The sequence below is a fragment of the Candidatus Phyllobacterium onerii genome (assembly GCF_028331445.1).
Classification (GTDB): domain Bacteria; phylum Pseudomonadota; class Alphaproteobacteria; order Rhizobiales; family Rhizobiaceae; genus Phyllobacterium; species Phyllobacterium onerii.
The window spans coordinates 436402-457810 of sequence record NZ_JAQMHX010000004.1 but is presented as its reverse complement, the minus strand read 5'-3'; the positions used below and the strand labels follow the sequence as shown (position 1 = coordinate 457810).

At 56.3% G+C, this 21409-nt stretch carries 19 protein-coding genes; 11 read left to right on the top strand and 8 right to left on the bottom strand.

What is annotated here, in order from left to right; all coding sequences use genetic code 11:
- Positions 1 to 472: 472 nt before the first annotated feature.
- The 6 genes from PHA01_RS12530 to PHA01_RS12505 all read left to right on the top strand — a co-directional run bounded on the left by PHA01_RS12530 (position 473) and on the right by PHA01_RS12505 (position 5026).
- Positions 473 to 952 carry a hypothetical protein gene (locus PHA01_RS12530; RefSeq protein WP_271895909.1) on the top strand — a complete coding sequence of 160 codons (480 nt, stop codon included), beginning with the start codon at positions 473 to 475 and terminating at the stop codon, positions 950 to 952.
- Positions 921 to 1781 carry a TIR domain-containing protein gene (locus PHA01_RS12525; protein WP_271895907.1) on the top strand — a complete coding sequence of 287 codons (861 nt, stop codon included), beginning with the start codon at positions 921 to 923 and terminating at the stop codon, positions 1779 to 1781. The genes PHA01_RS12530 and PHA01_RS12525 overlap by 32 nt, the downstream gene beginning before the upstream one ends.
- 270 nt (positions 1782 to 2051) lie before the next feature.
- Entirely contained in the window at positions 2052 to 2366 is a 315-nt protein-coding gene (gene sugE, locus PHA01_RS12520; protein ID WP_112526822.1) for a quaternary ammonium compound efflux SMR transporter SugE, read from the top strand.
- Positions 2367 to 2594: 228 nt separating this feature from the next.
- Positions 2595 to 3365 (top strand): molybdopterin-synthase adenylyltransferase MoeB, encoded by a 771-nt coding sequence (locus tag PHA01_RS12515; RefSeq protein WP_271895904.1) that lies wholly within the window; start codon positions 2595 to 2597, stop codon positions 3363 to 3365.
- Positions 3366 to 3377: 12 nt separating this feature from the next.
- On the top strand, positions 3378 to 4625 hold the full coding sequence (locus PHA01_RS12510; RefSeq protein ID WP_334312018.1) for an aconitase X catalytic domain-containing protein: 1248 nt from the start codon (positions 3378 to 3380) through the stop codon (positions 4623 to 4625).
- Positions 4622 to 5026 (top strand): aconitase X swivel domain-containing protein, encoded by a 405-nt coding sequence (locus PHA01_RS12505; RefSeq protein ID WP_271895900.1) that lies wholly within the window; start codon positions 4622 to 4624, stop codon positions 5024 to 5026. Before PHA01_RS12510 ends, PHA01_RS12505 begins: the two co-directional genes overlap by 4 nt.
- Before the next feature lie 139 nt (positions 5027 to 5165).
- Here PHA01_RS12505 and PHA01_RS12500 read toward each other — a convergent pair whose 3' ends face one another.
- A complete protein-coding gene (locus tag PHA01_RS12500) occupies positions 5166 to 6167 on the bottom strand; it encodes a 2-hydroxyacid dehydrogenase (RefSeq protein WP_271895963.1) in 1002 nt (333 codons plus the stop codon).
- A 248-nt stretch (positions 6168 to 6415) separates the two neighbouring features.
- On the opposite strand from PHA01_RS12500, the gene PHA01_RS12495 reads away from it, so the two are divergent.
- The 4 genes from PHA01_RS12495 (at position 6416) to PHA01_RS12480 (ending at position 11379) form a co-directional block, all read left to right on the top strand.
- Positions 6416 to 6898 carry an SH3 domain-containing protein gene (locus PHA01_RS12495; protein ID WP_271895960.1) on the top strand — a complete coding sequence of 161 codons (483 nt, stop codon included), beginning with the start codon at positions 6416 to 6418 and terminating at the stop codon, positions 6896 to 6898.
- Between the two features lie 557 nt (positions 6899 to 7455).
- Positions 7456 to 8199: a TylF/MycF/NovP-related O-methyltransferase gene (locus tag PHA01_RS12490; protein ID WP_271895898.1), complete on the top strand. Its 744-nt coding sequence runs from the start codon at positions 7456 to 7458 to the stop codon at positions 8197 to 8199.
- A gap of 115 nt (positions 8200 to 8314) precedes the next feature.
- A complete protein-coding gene (locus PHA01_RS12485; RefSeq protein WP_271895896.1) occupies positions 8315 to 10330 on the top strand; it encodes an acyltransferase family protein in 2016 nt (671 codons plus the stop codon).
- A 272-nt stretch (positions 10331 to 10602) separates the two neighbouring features.
- Complete coding sequence (locus PHA01_RS12480) at positions 10603 to 11379, top strand: metallophosphoesterase (protein ID WP_271895894.1); 777 nt, start codon at positions 10603 to 10605, stop codon at positions 11377 to 11379.
- Between the two features lie 5 nt (positions 11380 to 11384).
- On the opposite strand, the gene PHA01_RS12475 is transcribed toward PHA01_RS12480, so the two are convergent.
- The 7 genes from PHA01_RS12475 to PHA01_RS12445 all read right to left on the bottom strand — a co-directional run bounded on the left by PHA01_RS12475 (position 11385) and on the right by PHA01_RS12445 (position 19453).
- On the bottom strand, positions 11385 to 13718 hold the full coding sequence (locus PHA01_RS12475; protein WP_271895892.1) for a polysaccharide biosynthesis tyrosine autokinase: 2334 nt from the start codon (positions 13716 to 13718) through the stop codon (positions 11385 to 11387).
- 52 nt (positions 13719 to 13770) lie between these two features.
- On the bottom strand, positions 13771 to 14700 hold the full coding sequence (locus tag PHA01_RS12470) for a glycosyltransferase family 2 protein (RefSeq protein ID WP_271895891.1): 930 nt from the start codon (positions 14698 to 14700) through the stop codon (positions 13771 to 13773).
- On the bottom strand, positions 14690 to 15664 hold the full coding sequence (locus PHA01_RS12465) for a glycosyltransferase family 2 protein (protein ID WP_271895889.1): 975 nt from the start codon (positions 15662 to 15664) through the stop codon (positions 14690 to 14692). Before PHA01_RS12465 ends, PHA01_RS12470 begins: the two co-directional genes overlap by 11 nt.
- Positions 15664 to 16668: a glycosyltransferase family 2 protein gene (locus PHA01_RS12460; protein WP_271895887.1), complete on the bottom strand. Its 1005-nt coding sequence runs from the start codon at positions 16666 to 16668 to the stop codon at positions 15664 to 15666. The genes PHA01_RS12465 and PHA01_RS12460 overlap by 1 nt, the downstream gene beginning before the upstream one ends.
- Positions 16669 to 16718: 50 nt before the next feature.
- Entirely contained in the window at positions 16719 to 17894 is a 1176-nt protein-coding gene (locus PHA01_RS12455) for a glycosyltransferase (RefSeq protein WP_271895885.1), read from the bottom strand.
- 147 nt (positions 17895 to 18041) lie between these two features.
- Complete coding sequence (exoK, locus tag PHA01_RS12450) at positions 18042 to 18833, bottom strand: endo-1,3-1,4-beta-glycanase ExoK (protein WP_271895883.1); 792 nt, start codon at positions 18831 to 18833, stop codon at positions 18042 to 18044.
- A gap of 251 nt (positions 18834 to 19084) precedes the next feature.
- Positions 19085 to 19453, bottom strand: coding sequence for a hypothetical protein (locus PHA01_RS12445; RefSeq protein ID WP_271895882.1), 369 nt, complete (start codon positions 19451 to 19453; stop codon positions 19085 to 19087).
- A 301-nt stretch (positions 19454 to 19754) separates the two neighbouring features.
- Here PHA01_RS12445 and PHA01_RS12440 point away from each other — a divergent pair, with 301 nt between their 5' ends.
- Positions 19755 to 21005 (top strand): O-antigen ligase family protein, encoded by a 1251-nt coding sequence (locus PHA01_RS12440; protein WP_271895880.1) that lies wholly within the window; start codon positions 19755 to 19757, stop codon positions 21003 to 21005.
- Positions 21006 to 21409: the final 404 nt, after the last annotated feature.

Here is a 21409-nt window from a genome sequence, read left to right as displayed (position 1 = left end):
CAATCCTGTTCATGCCCGCAATGCAGGCAGCGCGAGGACGGGGAGAGTTTGCTTCCTTCTACAAACGCCTCGTCGCTGCCGGCAAAAAGCCAATCCTCGTCCTCGCGGCCGTCATGCGTAAGATTATCGTAACTCTCAATGCAAGGATCAGAGATTGCTATCTTCAACAGAGTTGATGACGGAGTGGTTGTGGCACTTCAGGGAGCGCACCACGTCCCTCATGTCGAACCCACGGTCTAAGCTTCGTCGCCGATGGGGGCGACGATGAGTGCTCCACTACGCGGAGTGCTCTCAGCCACTGCAAAAAGGAGCCGATTTTGGATATACTTGCTCATTAAAGTGATTCTAGGCGCCGCTCGCGTAAAGGAAATAATGCTGTGAATGACCCCACGGATATTCCGGCTTTCTGCGCCAAAAACATCTGCGCCGCGAAAAATGCCGCCATGACGCTCTATCTTGTGTTGTCTTAGCTATGGCGAACAATGCGCTCGATCAGAAAATAGCCCATCTGCAAATGATCCAAGGCGTGATAGGCCGGATGGCTTCTGACGCGCAAAATTTGAAGACGTTGGCGATTGCCGTTGCAGCCGCCATTATCGCACTTGGCCAAACTGCCGGAGGTATAACGCCTTGGCTAGCAGTTGTCGGAACATTTCCGATCGTGATCTTCTGGTGGTTGAATGCTCGTTATTTGCATATCGAACGTGCTTACCGTCACCTCTATGATTTGGTCAGAACAGACCAACCTGTTGAGGCATTTCTTATGGACTGGCGCTCTTATCGAACCGCGGTTGCGTCTCCACTGAAAATAGCGTTTACCCAATCGGTTCTGTTTCCATATGCAGCTGTTATTATGATATTATTGCTGATCGCATCATTTGCTTGGGGAGGAGCGAGTGACAAAAATGGAGCAAATGTAGATGGGCGGCCTATTTCTAGACAAGTCCAATGACGCTGTACGTTATAATCGAGCTCTTATTGAAGCACTGACCAATTACCCCAAATCTTCCCATAGCGCGAGCCTTGCAGAACTATTGGCTCCACGTTCACCATCTACACTTAATAATCTGAGTTTACTTGGCAGTATGCTCAACGGCATTCCGTCAGGCAATGCGGGCGGATTGTTGAGTTTGGGTTCTTTGATCCAACCCGCCGCATTTCCGCCCACCAAACTAACGCGTCGAAATGTGTTTTTCTCTTTCCACTACGACGACGTGATGCGGGTCAACAACGTCCGCCACACTGAGCAATTTAAGGCGAAGGTTTTGGCGGTTCCGCAGTCGTTTTACGACTGGAGCCTCTGGGAAAGCAGCCAACGTACCAACCGGGAGTCGCTTAAACAGCTCATTCGCGAAGGCGTACAAGACTCCTCTGTTATCTGCGTATTAGCAGGAACCCATACTTGGTCGCGACCATGGGTTCGATACGAGATCGCCCGCGCCATCGTAGACAATAAGGGTCTGTTGACCATACAAGTCAACGGCCTTAACCATCACAAGGACCGTGCTCCCCATCCACAAGGTCCTGATCCACTGTCCGGTATGGCCCTCGGAACAATGGAGGATGGCACCTATCGCCTATTCGAATGGCGAGATGGCGGGTGGTGGCGCTACCAAGATTATACACATGCCGTCAGTTTACCAAGATACTTGTGCTCTGCTGCGGTTGGCTACGTAGCACCGCTTTCACAAGGGGCGTTGAGCTACGATTATGTACTGCAAAACGGTAAATCGAATATTTCAGCCTGGTTCGATTTTGCAGCGCGTCAGGTCGGCAGATAAATAGGCGTAGTTGGGGCTAATGCCGGCTAGTTGGTAGCGCGCAATCACCTGACTAACAGCGTCCGACGGTTCGCATAGCAATTTCCTTCAACTCTCCAGCTCCCCCCTTCAATCCCCTCCCACCTAACCCTCAAAATTACTCAGCCCCTCGCCTCCTTGCCAATTCCTCCCCTGATCCTTACATAAATCAGTGGAGGACGGCCTCCACGCTTCCCAAGCGTTTCCAGACAAATCCGGGACGGCCCGATCGAACATTAAAGGATGGTCGTCATGGCCTGGATTATTCTCATTCTCGCCGGTCTCTTCGAAATCGGCTGGGCCATCGGGCTCAAATATTCCGATGGTTTTACCAAACTCACCCCGTCTGTTCTTACCGCCGGCAGCATGGTCATCAGCGTCGTTCTGCTTGGCCTTGCGTTGCGCGATCTGCCCGTCGGCAGCGCCTATGCGGTATGGACCGGCATCGGCACGGTCGGCACGGCGCTGCTCGGCATGTATATCTTCGGCGAACCGGCGACGGTTGTGCGCCTCGTCTGCATCGGGCTGATCGTTGCCGGTATCGGCGGACTGAAATTTCTTGCCTAGCACCACCTATCTCCCCCCTTGTGGGGGGCCGAAGGCGGGCGAGACCCGTGGCTCGCCCCGGTAGCGATTTCCGCATCTTAGCTTCCTTAGCTAAGTGCTAGAAATCGCCAGAGAGGGGATTTGCAATAACTATACTACCCCCTCACTTGGATTTTCTAAGGATTTACCAAAGAGGCCAAATCCAAGAAAATCCTTTCTCTCCCACAAGGGGAGAGATAAAACAGCGTCATGACCGAACAGCAGATCACGCCCCTCACCTCTTCCGAAATCGAGCGCTATGCCCGCCATATCATCCTTGGCGAGGTGGGCGGGCCCGGCCAGCAAAAGCTGAAGCGCGCCCGCGTGCTTGTCGTCGGTGCCGGCGGGCTCGGTGCGCCTGTGCTGCAATATCTGGCGGCTTCGGGCGTCGGCACGCTCGGCATTGTCGATGACGACCGCGTGTCGCTGTCGAATTTGCAGCGGCAGATCATCCATTCCACCGAGCTTGTCGGCGCACCCAAGGTGGAGAGCGCGGCGCGCGCCATTGCCGCGATCAACCCGCATGTGACGGTCGAGGCGCATGAGCTGCGCATCGCGCCGGACAATGTGGCGGATCTCGTCAGCCGCTATCACATCGTCGTCGATGGCTCGGATAATTTCGATACGCGCTATATGCTGGCGGACACTTGCCTTGAACAAAAGCGGCCGCTGGTTTCGGCGGCGCTCGGGCGCTTCGACGGCTCGGTGACGACGCTGATGCCATATGCGGTGAATGCGGCGGGCGAGCCGAACCCGTCCTACCGCGATCTCTTCCCCAATCCGCCGCCGCCCGGGCTTCTGCCCGCCTGCGCCGAAGCCGGTGTGCTCGGCGTCCTCCCCGGCGTCATCGGCACCCTGCAGGCGACCGAGGTGATCAAGCTCATTACCGGTATTGGCGAACCGCTCATCGGGAAGCTGCTGCTTTATGATGCGCTGACCTCGCGCTTCGAAACCATCAAGTATAAAGCGCGCAAGGCCTGAGCGGTGGCGCTCGTGCTTTCCGCCGAACAGCAGGCGATTGCCAATGGCGTGCGCGGGGAAGGTGCCGCGATGGCCATGCGCATCGTCGCCGCCACCGCGCGGCTGATGGGTGCGCCATCCCTCATCCCGATCGCCTCGGCCCATATCGACGGCGCACTCTATCACGGCGATAGCGGCACGCTGTTTGCGGAAAAGCTGGCCCTCGGCGGCGGCAAGGTTGCGGTGCGCGCGACGCTGAATGTCGGCTCGCTCGATCTCACCGGCTGCTCGAACAACCGCCTGCCAACCCGTGAGCGCGGCATGGCACGGCGTATGATGGATGCCTATCGCACCCTCGGCTGCGAGCCAAGCTGGACCTGCGCGCCCTATCAGGCCGGGCACCGTCCGGCGCTCGGCAGTGACGTTGCCTGGGGCGAGAGTAATGCCGTGGTGTTCTGCAATTCCGTGCTCGGCGCGCACACCAACCGCTATGGCGATTTTCTCGATATCGCCTGCGCCATATCCGGCTTTGCCCCCTATTACGGCCTGCACCGGCCGGAAAACCGCCGCGCTACGGTGGTTTTCGATGTGTCTGGTCTCGATCCGGCATTTCTCGGCTCGGAGGTCGCGTGGCCGATCCTCGGCAGTCTTTACGGCCGCGAGATCGGCGATGCGGTCGGCGTCGTTGCGGGCATTGCCGCCCACCCCGGCGAGGATGCACTGAAGGCATTCGGGGCGGCTTCCGCTTCGGCAGGCGCCGTGGGCCTGTTCCATGTCGCGGGCGTCACCCCGGAAGCGCCGGTCCTTGCAACCGCCCTGCATCACCAGCCACCGCAAGCTGTGATCAAGGTGACAGCGGAGATGATCGCGGATTCGCGCCGCCGCCTCTCCACCGCGCATGACATGGACCGTATCGACGCCGTCGCCATTGGCAGCCCGCATCTCTCAATCGCGGAGTTCGACCGGCTGGAAGCGTTGATCGGAAAGCGTAAGCTCAAGCTTACGCTTTATGCCTGCACCGGCCGTCATACGCTTGCCGCGCTGGAGAAAAATGGCCGCCGCGAGGCGCTGGAAGCCGCAGGCGTCGTCATCGTCGCGGACACCTGCGTCGTGGTCACGCCCATCCTGCCGGATATAGCAGGCGCTGTGCTGATGACCAATTCCGGCAAGTTCGCGCATTATGCACCGGGCAATACCGGCTATGGCGTCATCTATGGTTCCATGGCCGAATGCGTGGAAAGCGCCGTTCTCGGCCGCCCGATATTTGAGGCCGCGGCATGAAGGCGGAAATCCTCGTCGCGGGTCAACCGACCGAAGCGCCTGCCCTTGTGCTCACCGCCCCGATCAGCTTCTGGGGCGGCGTCAATCCGAAGACCGGGCTGATTGCGGATGTGCGCCATCCGCAGCATGGCGTTTCGATCAGCGGCAAGGTGCTGTGCCTGCCCGGCACCATCGGCTCGTCCTCGGCTGCCGCCGTGCTGCTGGAACTGGTCAGCGCAGGTCTCGCACCCGCCGCGCTCGTGCTGCATGAACCCGACGCGATCCTGTTGCTGGGCCTCATCGTTGCGCAGGAGATGGGCCACGTAACGCCAATGGCATTACGGCTGGATCGCGCTAAATTTGGAGAGTTCGTGGATACAAAGCTGGCAATTGGCAGTGACGGTTCAATTACACCGAGCTAGGCGTTGCGAGACCGTTTGAGAATTCAGCCTGACGAGTCCAACTGGTGTGGTTTTTCGAGAACCGGAGCGCAGCGGACTTGTTCGTCCGTGAGCACCGGAAGCGCAGAAAACCGCATCAGATGGCCGTCAGGGTGGATTGTCACCGGTCTCGGGGCAGGACCCGGTCGGGCGGGCGATGCCCATCGATGAACGTGCGGATGTTGATGATCACCTTCTCGCCCATGTCGATGCGGCCCTCGAGGGTTGCCGAACCCATATGCGGCAGGATCACGACCTTGCCTTGCCTGGCAAGCTTGCGCAACTTGGAGTTGACAGCCGGCTCGTGCTCGAACACGTCCAGCGCCGCCCCCGAAAGCTTGCCATGTTCCAGCAACTCAACCAGCGCATGCTCGTCGATGATCTGACCGCGCGCTGTATTGACCACAAATGCCGTCGGCTGCAACAGCGCAAGTCGCCGGGCAGAAAGCAGATGGAACGTCGCGGGTGTCGAGGGACAGTTGACCGAAATGATGTCCATGCGAGCCAGCATCTGATCGAGACTTTCCCAATAGGTCGCCTCCAACTCCTCTTCGGTCTTCGGGCTCACCGGCTTGCGATTGTGATAATGGATCGACAGGCCAAACGCTTTGGCGCGTCGGGCCACGGCGGTGCCGATCCGGCCCATGCCGACAATGCCGAGACGCTTGCCCCAGATGCGGCGGCCAAGCATCCACGTCGGTCCCCAACCTTCCCATTTGCCATCGTCGAGCAGGATCGAGGCCCCCTCGACGAGGCGCCGCGGAACCGCCAGCATCAAGGCCATGGTCATGTCCGCCGTGTCCTCGGTCAGGACATTGGGTGTGTTGGTAACAGTTATGCCGCGTTTGGCGGCGGCCACGACGTCGATATTGTCGGTGCCATTGCCGAAATTGGCGATCAGCTTGAGATTGGGACCGGCCGCGCTAATAATTTCTTCGGTGATATGGTCGGTAATGGTCGGCACAAGAACGTTGGCGTGGCTGACAGCCTCGATCAGTTCCGCCTTCGTCAACCGCCGGTCATCGACGTTAAGCCGTGCCTCGAAGAGTTCGCGCATGCGCGTCTCGACGGAATCCGGCAATTTGCGGGTGATGACGACCAGAGGCTTTTTGCTCACCAATATTCCCCTCCCAATTCGCGACGCATTGAGACCTCTTTAACCAAGTCATTGCAAACTGCAATTGCTCGTGGCGTTCTGCACCTGTCTATCAAGGCGGCGTACAGAAGACAAAGAAAAATAGGGATCGTTCTCCATTCGGCCGCAATTTGGCGGTTGCAAACCCGGGACGATGAAGGACTGACTTGTTGAATATTCGAAATTTTCGCCTTTTTGCTTTTGCGGCTGCGATCGTTTTGGCAATTCCGCTGGGCATGCCGACGCTGGCGCGAGCCGCCGCTGCGGCGCAGATAGGCCCGAGCGGCTTGCCGCTGCCGCGTTTCGTCAGCCTGAAGCCGGGGCGCGTCAATTTGCGCGTCGGGCCCGGCCGCGATTACGCCGTGACCTGGCTGTTTCTCAAATCCGGCCTCCCGGTCGAGATCGTGCAGGAATATGACAATTGGCGACGCATCCGGGATTCGGAGGGCACGGAGGGCTGGGTCTATCAGTCGCTGCTGTCTGGCAAGCGCACGGCAATGACCGCGCCTTGGCAGCGCGACAAGGATGGCGCGATGCTGAACGTTTATCGCAGTGCCGACGATAAGGCGAGCGTTGTCGCCAAGGTGCAGCCCGGCGTTCTCGGGAGCCTCAAGACTTGCAATGGCAATTTTTGCCGTGTCGTATTCAGTGGCGCCAGCGGCTGGATGCGTCAGTCGGACATCTGGGGCGCCTATCCGGACGAGAAGTTCGACGACTAGTCTGCGGGAAGTGGTGGCAAAACGTCGCCATTAGCTTCATTTCGCCTCACAGTTCTCCTTTGCGGACCGAGGGTCAAATTTCGGCCCGACTCTTTCGCTAGCAGCCCTTTAACCCGTCGTCATGCAATCACCACAACCGATTGCTAGTGATGCGGCGGCGCATAAGCGAGCAGACGATTCGAGCACTGGGCACACACCCCGAAGGAGAACGTAATGGCTAGAGCGGTTTGTGACCATATTGGACCAATCCTGTTTCTCGGATGGCGAGACAATCCACGCGGAAGGTGGCGAGGTCGATGCCCTTCCATCGTCCGACGCCGCCTGACAAAGTGGTTGGCCGCCAGCCGGAAACCCAGCCGTTGGTTTGCGCTTGCAAACCAACAAGCTGTTAACCCCGCTGATCGAATTATCCGCGTTTCGCAGAAACGCGGTTCGATCAGTGGGCCGGGTGAATTTGCTCCAAATCCATCGGGCTTCGGCTTCGTCCGATGGAAAAGCATCGGCCTCGCCAACCCCCTCGACCTTGAACCAAATTCCCTCCGGCAGGATGTTTCAATATGATCACAAGCCGCTCTAGAATGCATGCTATTGTCGGGCGTGCCCGCCGTGTGATTGACGAATCCCTTTTGAGCAACACGGCGCGATCGGTCCGGCGGGACCGACTTACATACCTGTCATCACGGAAGCTGAGGCGCCTTGAAGGCGCGTTGAGCGAGATCCAGAAGCGGCGGGTGCCCGGCGATGTGGCAGAGTTCGGCGTTGCCCTTGGCGGAAGCGCGATCGTTCTCGCCACGACGGCCACGAGCCAAGGGCGGAGCTTCCATGGCTTCGACGTTTTCGGCATGATCCCTCCTCCCATCTCGGAAAAGGACGACGTGAAATCGAAGGACCGCTACGAGAAGATCGCGAGCGGAAAGTCCTCGGGGCTCGGCGGCGACGAATATTACGGATATCGCGACAATCTCTATGACGATGTCTGCCGGTCTTTTGCCAAGTATGGCCTCGATGTCGACAGCTCTAACGTCGATTTGCACAAGGGGCTGTTCGAAAACACAATGCCGAACGCCAAAATGGAACGAATGGCCTTCGCCCATATCGATTGCGACTGGTACGATCCGGTCATGTATTGCCTGAACAAGGTAGCGGACCGGTTGAGCCAGAACGGCGTCATTTTGATCGATGACTACCACGACTACGGTGGCTGCCGGACCGCAACGGATGAATTCCTGCGCCAGCGTGGGGATTTCGCTTTTGATGACGGAGAAAACGTCATCCTTCGCCGGACGGGCACCATCGCCTGACCATCCAATTCAGCCGGACAGAATATTGCGCCGCACCAAAATTGTTGCAACGCGTCAAAATTAACCTATGCTGCCCGGTAGAAGATTTCCCCAAATTGGGAGTTTCGACAAGCCCATGAGCGCCGTCACCGCATCAAAATCGTTTCGCCCGGACATTGAAGGGCTACGTGCCCTCGCAGTTTCCGGAGTGATCGCCTTCCACTTCGGGTATTCTGGACTGCCTGGAGGTTTTGTCGGCGTCGATATCTTTTTCGTCATATCCGGCTATCTTATTACCCAACATCTTCAGCAGGAAATCGCCAAGCACGGCACGGTCAATCTTTGGACGTTCTATGCGCGGCGGGCACGTCGACTGCTTCCGGCCTCGCTGTTCGTCATTCTCGTTACCCTTGTCGCTGGATATTTTATCCTCGCGCCGTCCGAGCAGCAGCTTTATTCCAAGGGAGCACTGTTCGCTTCGACGTATATAATCAACCTTTGGCTTATCCGTTGGTCTCTCGACTATTTCGCTGTCGACGCCACGAATAATCCGTTCATTCATTTCTGGTCGCTCTCAGTCGAGGAACAGTTCTATCTCGCCTGGCCCGCGCTTCTCCTGCTGTTCACCCGGATACGTCCGGGTAAACATGGTGTGTTTCTGCTGATGGCAGCCGTCGCCGCTATTTCGTTTGCGCTTTGTGCATGGCTGACGGTCGTTTCACAGCCTTGGGCGTTCTATTTTTCACCTCTTCGAGCTTGGGAATTTGCGATCGGAGGCCTTGCCTCCATGGCGTTGTTGAACAATTGGGCCAAGCGGTTTCCCTATTCGCCGGCGATGGGCTGGATTGGCCTTGCCTTGATCATCGCAGCCTATTTGCGCGTATCCGAGCAGGATGCCTTTCCTGGCTTTATTGCACTGGTACCTGCCCTGGGAACTGTAATGGTGCTGCTTGGCGGCGTGCATCAAAGCGCCTACGGCCCAAAGGCCCTGCTCGCGGTCAAGCCCGCTCAGTGGGTGGGAAAGCTGTCGTATTCACTCTACCTTTGGCATTGGCCGGTCATTGTCTACGCGGCGATGCTGGTACCTGATCTGACCAGCGTGCAGCGTATCCTGCTCATGCTGCTGACCCTTGCATTGTCGATTTTCAGCTATCATTTCGTTGAAAATCCGATACGCAGGAATGCATGGCTTATGGCCAGCACGCGCCGTTCCCTCGCCTTCGCCGCACTGCTGACGATGACGGGCGTGACGGTTGGCTATGCAAGCGCCACACTCGCAAAGCACAATATCACGTCGCAGCAGCGCATGATTGCCGAGACAGCGGAACGCCCGTCCACGGTGCGCGCAACGGATGAAAGCTGCGTGCTCGATCTCGAGACGGTCAAGCCGAAGCCTTGCATATTCGGGTCGCAATCTTCCAGTCAAACGATCGTGCTTTTCGGTGACTCCCATGCCGATCACTGGTCGACGCCTCTCATCGACATCGCCAAGAAAGACGATATCCGCCTCGTTACGTACCTCAAATCGTCGTGCCGGGCGACGCGGGTCACCACATGGTCCATCAAACTCAAACGCGATTACACCGAGTGCGATGAGTGGAGAGATTTGGCGATCAAGGAAATGATCGCAATGAGACCCCAGCTCGTTATCATCTCGCAGCTTTCGATAAGTCATCTCAATGAGGAGATCAGTGACTCGTCCGAACTCTCGCCGCGCAGGCGACAATGGGCTGACGGGATAAAGTCAACGATACAGCCGCTTGTCGACGCAGGCATCAAGGTCGTTTTCCTGCGCGATGTCCCAACGCACAAAGCGTATTTGGACAAATGTGTGGCGCGCGCACTCTGGCAAGGCAGAGACCCGTCGATCTGCGATACGCCGCGCGCTGCGGCGCTCAATGAGGGTGATGCAAAAATTGAAAAAGGCATCGTGAGCAGCATCCAGAATGCATCATATGTCGATATGACATCATTTTTCTGCAGCGACACGCTGTGCCATGCCACGATCGATGGAAAGTTGATGTTCCGGGATCGTCACCATATTGCCACCGCCTACGCCGAATCCCTGGCGGGGCCACTCGAACGCGCAATCTTGAAACCGGCGATAGCAGGTGCTGTGAAATCTCAGCCTGCCAGTGAGAAAAACCTTTAAACGGAACAGCTTGTTGTGGGCGCCATGATTTCCGCGGGCGCCCGCAGCTCTACCGCCCGCCCCAAAATAGCCAATTAACCCTACGAATGATACATCTCGTGCCGCTTGCCCGGAGAGATTGCATTTGAACGCGTTTATTCGTTATAAGCCATTGTTTTCAGCGTCATATTTTCGAACGACTACGATGACACATCCAGCTTGGACACCACACTCGCTTATACGTATCGTAATAGCTGGCTAAGGGTCAGGACCTAATGAGCGGGGAACCAGTATTGAAGACACTTCTTCGGCTGTTGAGGTCCGACAGGCCCGTTCCGCGGGTCGCAAGGCGCCGTCTTTCGATCGATATCTCGGAGACGGCCGTTTACACGATCGGCGATGTGCACGGTTGCTATGATCAGCTGCTTGAACTGGAAAGCATGATCACTGAAGACGCGGCTGGGTTGCCCGGCAAAAAGCTCATCATCATGCTGGGAGACTATGTCGATCGCGGGCCTGCCTCCGCCCAGGTTATCGAGCACCTGCTCCACAAGCCGCATGCCGATTTCCAGCGCATATGCCTGACCGGCAATCACGATATCGCCATGCTCGATTATCTGGAAAAGCGGCTCTCTCTATCGGGGTGGTGGCACATGGGAGCCAACTCGACATTGCTTTCCTACGGCATTGACGTGGAGCGTCTGAGAATGATCCACCGTACGCCCCAAATGCTCGATGACACCATCCGCGCTTCAATTCCCCACCGGCATAAACAGTTTCTGAGATCCTTGCCAATCATGATCAACGCCGGAAGCTTCCTGTTCGCACATGCCGGTATAAGGCCTTCCCTTTCGGTTAAAGATCAAAAGGACGACGACCTTGTTTCCATCCGCAGTGAATTCTTTGAAAACGCCCATCTGCTTCGGCAATGGGTCGTTCACGGCCACACGCCGATAGAAACCCCGCGCCAGGAAGGCAGGCGGTTCAATCTCGATACCGGGGCCTTCTCCACAGGCAAACTGAGTGCGTTGCGGCTCTGGCAGAAGAAGGGCCGCGTGTTCACGACGTAAGGGCTCTATGTTTTGGTTGGGGGCATTCGTGGCGTATCGAGATAGTAGCTTGAGTATCGCTCCATGAAATGCTCAGTGCTTCCGTAAGAGCTGTACTTTGCAAGCCGCTTCATATCGACCTTGTTGAGGACCAGTCCGAGAATCTTCGGCGCGATTTCCGCCTCCGCCTGTAGCACGGACTTGACGAGTGCGCGAGGCGTGACACCCCACTCTGCCACCATGACGAAACCATCGGCCATTGGCGCGAAGGCCTTGGCATCGACGACCGGACCAAGAGGCGGAAGGTCGATGACAATATAGTCGAACACAGTGCGCGCTTCATCCAGCAGTTTCTTCATGCCTGGACTTGAAAGGATCTCGCTGGTGTGACGCAGATTCCGATGAAGCACTGTTGGAATGATGGCCAGCTTGGTCTTGTTCTCGACCTTGACGGAATTCTGCCAAGGCTGACCATCCATGACCGCCTTCACGAGGCCTCGTTGGGTTGAAAGCGACAGGGCGCGGGAAAGCCCTGGATTGCGTAGATCGCCATCGATGAGCAGCGTCTTGGCCCCCTTTGCGGCCAGCAATCCCGCAAAATTTGCGGCAATCGTGGTTTTGCCTTCGTGCGGCAAAACGGAGACGACACCGATGACCTTGCTTTCCTTGCCCTGCAGCACAACGTCCGCAGCGATTTTGACGTTCCGCAATGTTTCGGCAAATTGCGAAGACGGGTTATCGACAGCCAAGCGGATTATATTGGTACGGGCGGCAGGCGGGGCGGCTTGTCCCTCCAATGCCACAGGCGCTCTCTTGGCCTCTGTTATACCCTCGAGTTTTGGCACAAAGCCAAGGAACTTGACGCCGAGGAGCGAGCGGACATCTTCGCCAACCCGGAAAAAGCGCTCACGGTATTCACGCCATGCGCCAATGCCAGCGCCGGCAAAAAGGCCGAGCAACAGGGAGGCTGCGAGGGCGAGCTTCTTTTTCGGGCTCGATGGATCCGTCGGCGTCGATGCAACCGAGATCACGCGCGCCTTGGCGATCGGGAAGGACTGCTGCTGTGACGCTTCCTGATAGCGGCCGAGATAGGTTTGATAGAGATTGGTCAGCGCCTGGGCATTCTGTTCCAGATCCCTCAAATGGACCAGCGCTTCGTTTGCCACGGACGTTTTTCCGGTGGCATTGTCCAAACCTTCCCGCAGGGATGTCTCGCGCGACTGCGCAGCCTCATATTGATTGCGGTAGCTTTCGGTTATTTGCTGGAGTTCCTGGAAAATCTGCCGGGAGACGTCCTGCTGCTCGGTGCGAAGACTGACGGCTTGCGGATGATCCTGGCCGAAACGGCTGACGATTTCCTGCTCGCGCTTGGTGATCGTCAGATAGCGCGCCCTCAGGGTTCCTATTACCGAGGTGCCGCTCTGGTCCGATACAACAGCCGCATTGTTGACAGCGCCCTCGGGACCCGAGGCCAATATCGACTTATATTGATTGTAGAGGGCTCGCGCCCGTGCGGTGTCCGCCTGGGCCAAGATCAGCTGGCTATTGATATCAGAGAGTTGCTGCTCGGAAACCAGCGCTCCCTTCGCCGCTGTCAGACCATTGGCGGCCCGGAAGCGCTCGGTCTCGAGGGCTGCTGCCTGCGAACTTTCCTTCAGTTCATTCAAGCGGCCCTGAAGCCAGACGGTCGCCCTTTGCGTCGCATCGAAGTTAGCGTCCAGCTGATCCGAGAGATAGACGTCTGCATAGGCCTTCGCAATTCTTCCGGCGAGTTCCGCGTCGTCTGACGTATAGGTGAGATCGATGACAAAGCTGCGTCCTTGCCTTTGGACATCCACGTTGGACTGCAGGAGCGATGCCGCATATTCAACTTTGAGGTCCGCAGCGGACAGGCCATCCGTATTGGCCGGTTTGCTGCTCCCGAATAGCCCGACGATGGACCGCATTGTGGAAATGGCGGTTGCGAAAATGGAGCGCGGCGGGTTCATAAACCCATCGTTCTCGTCAAGCTTCTCCTTTCTCACCACCTTTTCCGCAAGCTCAGCCGACTTCAGAATCGCGATCTGGCTGAGAATTGTTGTGTCTGTCTGCATATTGGCAGGTGCAGGCGAAGGTTCATCAGCGAATTTGCCAAGATTGTCGTCGAGCAAAATGCTGGTCGCTGCCGTATATCCTGGTTTGGCGGCGATGATGTAAATGAGGCCGAGTGACAGACCCACGGCAGCGGTTATGGCGACTGTTTTTGCCTGCCGCCGGGCGATAGTCATCAAGTGCTCGAGGTCAATGAAATTATCGGAGTGGGCTTGCCCTTCCGGGCTTCCCGCCAGCCGAACATTAAAGAGTTGATTGCCTTGATGCATGTTACCGCCGATTGTTGCGTTCGTATAAAAAATTGACTGGGCCTGCCTGCCTTTAGGACGGGATCAAGCGCCTGAGACGTATTCCAATAGGCATAGAGAGATGGCGAAGCGCCGCAGGGTCCTTCAATACCACCTCGATAATCCCGCTGATCGATCTGCGTTTAATATGACCGACGAGAGAGAGGAAGGATTTGGCTTCCTCCAGGCTGCGCGTCCGTCGCGCCTGGGCAGCCTTAGCCTCAGCACCGAGTTCGAATTTTGCCAGGAATGTCTTGTCCGCCTCTAACATGGCGATGATATGATGCGTTTCGAGGACGCGCGAAATAGAGCCGGGACGCACACGATAGGCATATCCGACTGATGGCTCCACGACGCATTTTCCGCCCTTCGCCAGAATGGAGGCGAGGAAGATATAGTCTTCGCCGATGCGCAGGTTCTCTTCGTAACGCAGACCATGCGTCTCGACGAACCGGCGCTCAAAAATCGGCTTCATGTAGCCGAAATTGAAGGTCGTCACGAAAACGAGGTTCGAAGCTATGAAATCCGCCAGTGAAATCTCGGGGACTTTCGCAAGATAATGGACGGGAAACATCGTCTCGCCCTTTGTCTCGCCGTCCTTTATCACTTCGATATTGTCCACAGCGGAGTTCGCCCCTGTATTCTCCGCGCGCGTTATCATCGCCGCGATGCGGTCAGGAAACACCGTGTCGTCGGAGTCGAGCACCGCGATCCAGCGGCCCTTCGCGAGGGCAAGGGCGGCGTTGCGAGCGCAACCCGGACCGCCATTGCTTTCCAGCGTGACGACGTGAACCCGCTCATCCGCCAACGAACCGGCGATAGCGGCGGTGTTGTCGGCCGACCTGTCATCGACGACTATGACTTCCACGCTCACTCCATGCTGTGCGAGCGCGCTTTCTATTGCGCGCTGGATCGTGTCCGCGGCGTTATAGGCGGCGATAATGAAGGTGACATCAGGCTGCACGGGATTTATCTCTCCTCGCTGGCACCATCGCTACCTCTCCATATTGCTCGATCTCGCGGATGCCTATCAGGCCGCTGACGACACCCACATGCATAATGCCGCGCAGGAACCATCGGTTGCGCCGGGTAGCAGAAAAGGCCGTCACGAGTGCCATAGACACGCAAAAAGCCGCCTTTGCACCCGCAAGCACTATCTGCGCGGCGCGTTTCATGCCGGTTGATCCACTCCTGAGCATCCGCCCATGCGTCTGACCGACCCGGAAGCGCCGCTTGCAAAGCCACAAAAATTTGGCCCGGCCCTGTGGCACCGGTTCGAAAACCCAGGCTTGAGGGGCATATGAAATCCTGCCGCCCGCTTCGTGAATTTCCGTGAAATATTGTGTGTCTTCACCGCCGGTTCGTCCCAGCGCCAAACTGAAACGCCGGTTCCCGATGAATGTCGAGGAGCGGCGCAACAGGACGTTGCATGTATAGCCGGTGAGAATTTCCCCGCGTACCCATACCGGAAACGTTGAATGGAAATCACCTTTGCTCATCCAGCGTGGCGCATCGCTCGCGTACGATGCTTGTACGGGTCCGAGCACGGCATCGGCATTCGTATCGCGTGCCGTGGTCAGCAGATCTTGTATCCAACCCTCCGACGCCGTTTCGTCGTCGTCGATGAAGGCGACATAGTCGCCGGTGCTGGCGTCGAGGCAGGCATTGCGAGCCAATGATATGTTTGCTGCCGGGCTATGGATGTAACGCACTTCAAACGGAAGTTCCGGTGCAACATTGGCAACCCGGTCTTTGGCGCTGGGCTCGAAATCATTGTCGGCGACGACAACGCGTATGCGGCATTTTTCCGGCAACGTCATTTGGCCCAGCGATAGCAGGGTGGCTCTCAGCTCCTCACGACGATATGTACAGACACAAATGTCGATCCAGGTCTCGCCTGCACCGGATTGATTGCTCGAGCCGGTCATCAGGGCGTATCCCCCCGTCTGCGCGAATCGAACAGTTGCAGCCAGAAACCCGTGGACCAGGCGAGATGCATGATCATCGCTGATACGGATGCCAACGGACCGTAAGGATTACGTTCGCCGACGGCCAGCCACACGCCATAGCCCAGGCAGATTGTCATCCATAGTACAGCCGGTACCGCTGCCCACCAGTTGAGGGCAGCGAGAAAAACGCCAGCTACGACGGGAAGGACCATAAGGGGAAGCGCCTGACGAACCTTCGGAATCATCCGATGTTTCAGGAGGTTCTTTGCCCTGCCTCTCCCATAGCCGAGATACTGCTTGAACAGCGCCGATGCCGATGACCGCGGATAGTAGACCATGAAGGTCTTGTCCGTCATCCATATGCGTGCACCGGCAGCCTTCAGCCGGCAATCAAGCTCGGCGTCCTCGTTGTGGGTGAAGCCCTCGTCGTAACCGCCAACCTCGCGGAACATCGAAATACGCATCAGGGCATGATGGCCGTGATCGGTCCAGTGGCCTTTCGCGCCATGGCGATGCCGCGCGCCGCCATTACCGAGTTTGGAATTTTGGGCGAGGGCTGTCGCCTTTTGAAAGGTCCCGAACCCCTCGGTCGCCATGCCGACCACGACGGAATCGGCTCCCGTAGCTGCCGCTTCATTGAGTAGTTTTTCGCAATAATCGTCCGGGTATTTTCCATGCGCGTCAATGCGGATGAGATAGTCGTGGCCGTCGCCATAGGTCGCCACCGCCAGATTGATTGCGGCGCTCTGGATGCGTTTCTCATTGTGCAGGAGAATGACACGTGAATCGTTCTGCATTATTTCCGCAACGATCTGCTGCGTTCCGTCGCTGCTGCCGCCATCCGCAACGATAATCTTCAAGTCGAAACGCCGAGCTTCGGCGCCCAGTTTTTCAAGAAGCGCGCGAATGTGCTCGGCCTCGTTGAGGCAAGGCACAACAACAATGCAACGGCCGACAAAATCCGTTTTTGTAGCACTTGGCATTGGTGTCACTTCTCCTGTTTTCATTTTTGCCGATCCGGCATTCTGGCTGGTCAAGCTGCGACCGGAAGTACGGCGCCCTGCTCGTTTGCACGCGTGAGTCGCCCAAGACGTTCCACCAGTGCGCGGCAATCGCTCTGGTCGAACACCCAGGTCGAACGTTCCTGTGCTTTGATTTTTTCACAGGCGCGTTCGTAACGATCGGTATCCATTTCATCGAACAGGGCTGCAAGAGCCTCGACCGTCGGTTCACCCAATGAGAAACCGATGCCGCGTTCTTGCAAAAACAGCGATGTTTCGGTGCCTTGCATCGCTATAGGCACAGAGCCATAGCGACATCCTTCATAAAGCCGGTTCGGCAGAAGCCAGTTGGAATTTTGTCCGGCCTCGTAGAAATCGATAGCCCATGAAAAATGCACCTCGTCATAGATCTTCTGCAGATCTTCCGGATTTGCATAGGCGCCGTGGAATTGCATGAAGGGTTCATCGGCGACAAAGCGGTCGAAATCATCGAACTCCGAATAGGCGGGGCGACCCCTCAGAACGATTTCAACGCGGCCCTCCATCTTGCGCGAGAACGCTGACAGGAGCTCCAGCGAAGTTCGGCAGCGCAAGGCACCAAACCAACCAATCTTCCAAGGCTCGTCCTTGGACTTGCCCGCGCGGTCTATGGCCTCCGTTTCCTGAGGCCCGAGTTCCAGAACCTTGTTCTCCACCACTTCGACCGGCAAGTTGATCTGGCCAAAGGGTGCGAAATATTGCCTGACGAATGCGGGCGAAGACGTGACCAGAAGCTGTGCATTGTTGCTGAGCGTTCGTTCCACGAAGCGCAGCGCCTTACCTGCCATATCCCGGCGCAAAAGCAGCCGATGAATATCAAGGCATTCGTAGACAATTGGCACGTCACCGGAAAAGAAAGCCTTCGCCCGATTGGCGAGCGCCAGCATTTCCAGGTTGCGTCCGATGATCAGGTCCGGTCGGGCAACACCCTTGAGCATCGAGCCGAGCGTCAACGCGGCGCGTGCAACAGCGGCGACGCGTTGGGTAAACTTGCCGTCACTCGTTCTGCCTAGATCGATCGGAACGACTGACGCAATCACGCTAATCGGTTCGCGGCTTCGTGTGAAACCGGCAACAGAGACGGTCGCGCCGCCGGCTTGCATCATGATCACGCGGCGCCGGACCGCAGGGTCGGACAGATCATGCACGAGGTACAGGACATGCAGCATGAGGTCATCCCACAATTGATCTGCATAGGGAACTTAGTATGGCTTTTACTGCAGTGCAACATTTTTGCTTCACTGCAGCAAGTTCCATAATGAGCCCTGCGGCATTATCGTAATGAATTGGGCGTAGATATGTTGCCATCGAAAAAATTAATCCAGCGAGCACGCAACTGATTCAGGGAACTGGCAAGCCTCACCCAGTGCAGTAAACGCAACGCGGCCAAACTCGGCTGAAACGGGTGCGCTGGGCATACTGAATGCTCCAAGCCAGGACTTCATCTTGTCGCTGGCCCAAAGGCTCAAGAATATCTTCTGCGGGTGGGTGGGCAGAGCCGAAGGATCGGTGACGGTGTGCACCAATTGACCATTCACATAGTAGCGCAGGCGATCCTTTTCCCAAACGAAGGCATAGTCATTATACTTGCTGTCTGCGCCACCAGGCACCCCGACCAGTTTCTCGTGTCCGCCCTTTCCGGCGACATAGGTATTCAACTGAACCCTGGAGGGGTCCTTTCCAAGAAACTCGAAGTCGATTTCGTCCCATGGTTGCTTTTGTTGGGGCCCGATATAGGCGAAAAAGCTGGTGTTGAGCCCTGAGCCCGCGGCGGCCTTGATGCGTGCTTCATAGGTACCGTAGCTGAAGCGCTCATTGGTCTGGATCTCGCCGCACACATAGTCGCGGTCCTTGGTTTTTTGAGGCGCAAAGCCGAGGGTCAAGGTGTTGTCCTTGAGACCCACCTGCCCCTTGGACCACGTGCAATTCTGGTGAGCGCCATTCGACCAGCCATCCGAAACGTACCAACGCTTCTTGTCCAGGCTGGCAAAGTTTTCGACGAAAGATTTTCCTGGCTGCTTCTCCTGGGCAAATGCGAGAACGGGTGTCAAGCAAAGGCCAAGCGCCATGCTGGCGAGTGCTATCCGGGATGAAATCGGGGCGACCATCGATCTTCCTTTCTTTATGGGAAAAGGCGCATCAGCAAGAAGCCGAAGTTGGACATAATCCTAAGAGTGCATATTATCTTTGCTGCACTGCATCATTTCACAACGCGCCGTGGCGGCTGTCAACCGCGTAAAAAACTGAAAAAAGCAATGTCTTTCTAGTTCAAATTCAATGAGTTAACCGAGTGTTGCCAATCTCGGCACAGAAATCTTTGCCTTTTTAAGGACGCATTCGCCCTATCGGAAGCGAGACTTCAATCAGACTCCGGTTCCGCTCGGCCAAGGCCATTCGCATTCTCAAACGTCGTTATGGCCTCGTCCATTTCTTGCATGAACGCCATCTGTTTTTCCAGGAAATCGATGCGCTGGGAAAACCTTGTCAGTGCCTGCGTCAGATTATCCACCTGCGCAGACACCTTTTCTGTTTCGCCTTCGTTTTCCATGTTTTCGAAGGAAAATGCGGCATTGACCGAAGCGTCGTCATAGCGGCGGCGAAAGCCGTCGCGCTCACGTTCAGTCTCGACAACGACATCCCGTATTGCCCGCTTGATACTCAGGAAACGTGTAGCATCCGACAGACGATCTCTCTCGGGATTTCTTGTCCGGAAGCGGAATAGTGCCATCTTTCACCCCATTTCCCCGGAACGCAAAGGCGCCCTCGACAACGTACCAGAGTCGTAGACAAAACTTGTTACGTAATGGTTGTTTCCGGTTTCGATCCTGTCAAGCCAGATAACGAAAACCCCTGCATCTGACGCTTTTAGAAAACAGCTGCGGTTTTTTTGAATTTTACAAATTCCGCCGATAGTGCCAGTTTCCCGTATCGAATTTAAGGAAGCGATAGAGCTCAAATCATTCTCTGGACGACCAAAAAATGGAAATCCGTCCAAGAGAAAAACACAATGCTCCCATACGGACGTCACGATGAGAATTGCAAAATCCCTGCTCGTCGAGCCAGGCAAGAATTTCTGGTACGGAACGCTCGCCGTAGGCTTATCGGTCTTCGTTTTTGCCTATTCGACAAACTTTGGTTTTCTATCCATCCTTGTTTTCTACGGGCTGTGGTTGCCTCTGATTTTGGTCGACTACCGAAAAGTCATTGGTAACTACGCACGTTTCTATTGGGTATTGCCCTTCGTCCTCTTCGCATGCATGTCGTTTTCATGGTCGGCCGCGCCCCCAGTCACCCTGCGCGCCGGCATTCAATATTTGACGACGATAATCTGCGCCTTGATCGCATCCCGCATCATAGACGCGCGAACCTTTGCCAGCGGGGTAAGCATGGGTGTCGCGCTGGTCCTGCTTTATTCGCTTGGCTTTGGCCAATACCAATACGATGCGCTGGACGGTTCCTATAGTTTCGTCGGCGCGTTCGCGTCCAAGAACCAGCTTGGCTTCTTTGCGTCCCTCGGTGTCTATTTCGCCTTCGCCAGTTTCTTCGTGTTGCAAACCAGCAAAACATGGCGATGCATCGCAGTCGTGTGCGGCCTCCTGTCTGCCTATTGCCTGGTGGCCTCCAGTTCGGCCACCTCGGTCATCGCAACGCTTGCGATATTCACCGCAACCTTGATCGTCGGCGTTGTATTGAAATTTTCGCCGAAGCACCGCCGGTCGTTTTTTCTGGTCGGTGTTGCCGTAGCGTTGGTGCTCGTTGCCGTGGCTATCAATGCCGGCGCCATTGATCTGGTACTCGGCGCTTTCGGCAAGAATTCCACTCTCACCGGACGTACCTATCTTTGGCAAGAAGGGTTCAGAGCTTCTCGCGAGGCCCCGCTTATGGGCATTGGCTATCAGGCCTACTGGGTACAAGGCTTCTCCGAGGCCGAGCGATTGTGGGCCGAGTTCTACATCCCGGCACGTACCGGATTTCATTTCCACAATACCTATATCGAAGTGCTTGTCGAACTTGGCTACGTCGGCGTTGTTCTGATCAGCCTGCTCCTCGGGGGTGTGGTGATCGGTTTTCTGCGGCGTCTGTTGACGGAAGGATATACGCCGCAGGGACACCTGATGTTCGGCATAGCACTGCTGCTATTGATCCGTTCGTTCTTCGAGATCGACTTCATACAGCCTTACACGATCGGTTCGTTCCTCCTGTATTATTCGGCAGGATTGCTCGCCATCCCTCAGCGCACGCCGTTCAAAATGATGCAACCAACGCAATTACAGACATAACAATATCGTGATCGATCGAAAAAAGGCGCGATATGGAACGGGCGGAACCCGTTCCTCCGCCACTTCTTTATGCATTGTGGAGATTGGTGCAGTGCAGCAAAACGCACTGTTTGCGGCCCCGAAAAAGTTACCGCATTCGCGTCATGACCTATATCAGACGCCTATTTTGTGCTGAACCATGCCTTAAAGCGCAAACATGGCCAAATCCGCCATAGTACAGTGCAAATAGCGAATAATAGTCGGCAAAACGTCTGCAAGTTAACAGGCGTATAATATAGTCGAAGAGGTCAAAAATTGGGCAACTTATGGGCAATTTCTAGCCATCACTTAGTGTTTCACGCGTGTTAATTTTTTGTGTTGCGTTGCACCATATTCTTGTTGCAACTTTGGCTATAGCCTTGGAT

Bases quoted from the DNA above. Each gene is read 5' to 3' on its own strand.
- PHA01_RS12460 (WP_271895887.1), bottom strand. From the start codon at position 16,668: ATGCCAAGTGCTACAAAAACGGATTTTGTCGGCCGTTGCATTGTTGTT.
- PHA01_RS12465 (WP_271895889.1), bottom strand. From the start codon at position 15,664: ATGACCGGCTCGAGCAATCAATCCGGTGCAGGCGAGACCTGGATCGAC.
- PHA01_RS12440 (WP_271895880.1), top strand. From the start codon at position 19,755: ATGAGAATTGCAAAATCCCTGCTCGTCGAGCCAGGCAAGAATTTCTGG.
- PHA01_RS12445 (WP_271895882.1), bottom strand. From the start codon at position 19,453: ATGGCACTATTCCGCTTCCGGACAAGAAATCCCGAGAGAGATCGTCTG.
- PHA01_RS12455 (WP_271895885.1), bottom strand. From the start codon at position 17,894: ATGCTGCATGTCCTGTACCTCGTGCATGATCTGTCCGACCCTGCGGTC.
- PHA01_RS12495 (WP_271895960.1), top strand. From the start codon at position 6,416: ATGCCGACGCTGGCGCGAGCCGCCGCTGCGGCGCAGATAGGCCCGAGC.
- sugE (WP_112526822.1), top strand. From the start codon at position 2,052: ATGGCCTGGATTATTCTCATTCTCGCCGGTCTCTTCGAAATCGGCTGG.
- PHA01_RS12515 (WP_271895904.1), top strand. From the start codon at position 2,595: ATGACCGAACAGCAGATCACGCCCCTCACCTCTTCCGAAATCGAGCGC.
- PHA01_RS12530 (WP_271895909.1), top strand. From the start codon at position 473: ATGGCGAACAATGCGCTCGATCAGAAAATAGCCCATCTGCAAATGATC.
- exoK (WP_271895883.1), bottom strand. From the start codon at position 18,833: ATGGTCGCCCCGATTTCATCCCGGATAGCACTCGCCAGCATGGCGCTT.
- PHA01_RS12475 (WP_271895892.1), bottom strand. From the start codon at position 13,718: ATGCATCAAGGCAATCAACTCTTTAATGTTCGGCTGGCGGGAAGCCCG.
- PHA01_RS12505 (WP_271895900.1), top strand. From the start codon at position 4,622: ATGAAGGCGGAAATCCTCGTCGCGGGTCAACCGACCGAAGCGCCTGCC.
- PHA01_RS12525 (WP_271895907.1), top strand. From the start codon at position 921: ATGGGCGGCCTATTTCTAGACAAGTCCAATGACGCTGTACGTTATAAT.
- PHA01_RS12485 (WP_271895896.1), top strand. From the start codon at position 8,315: ATGAGCGCCGTCACCGCATCAAAATCGTTTCGCCCGGACATTGAAGGG.
- PHA01_RS12490 (WP_271895898.1), top strand. From the start codon at position 7,456: ATGATCACAAGCCGCTCTAGAATGCATGCTATTGTCGGGCGTGCCCGC.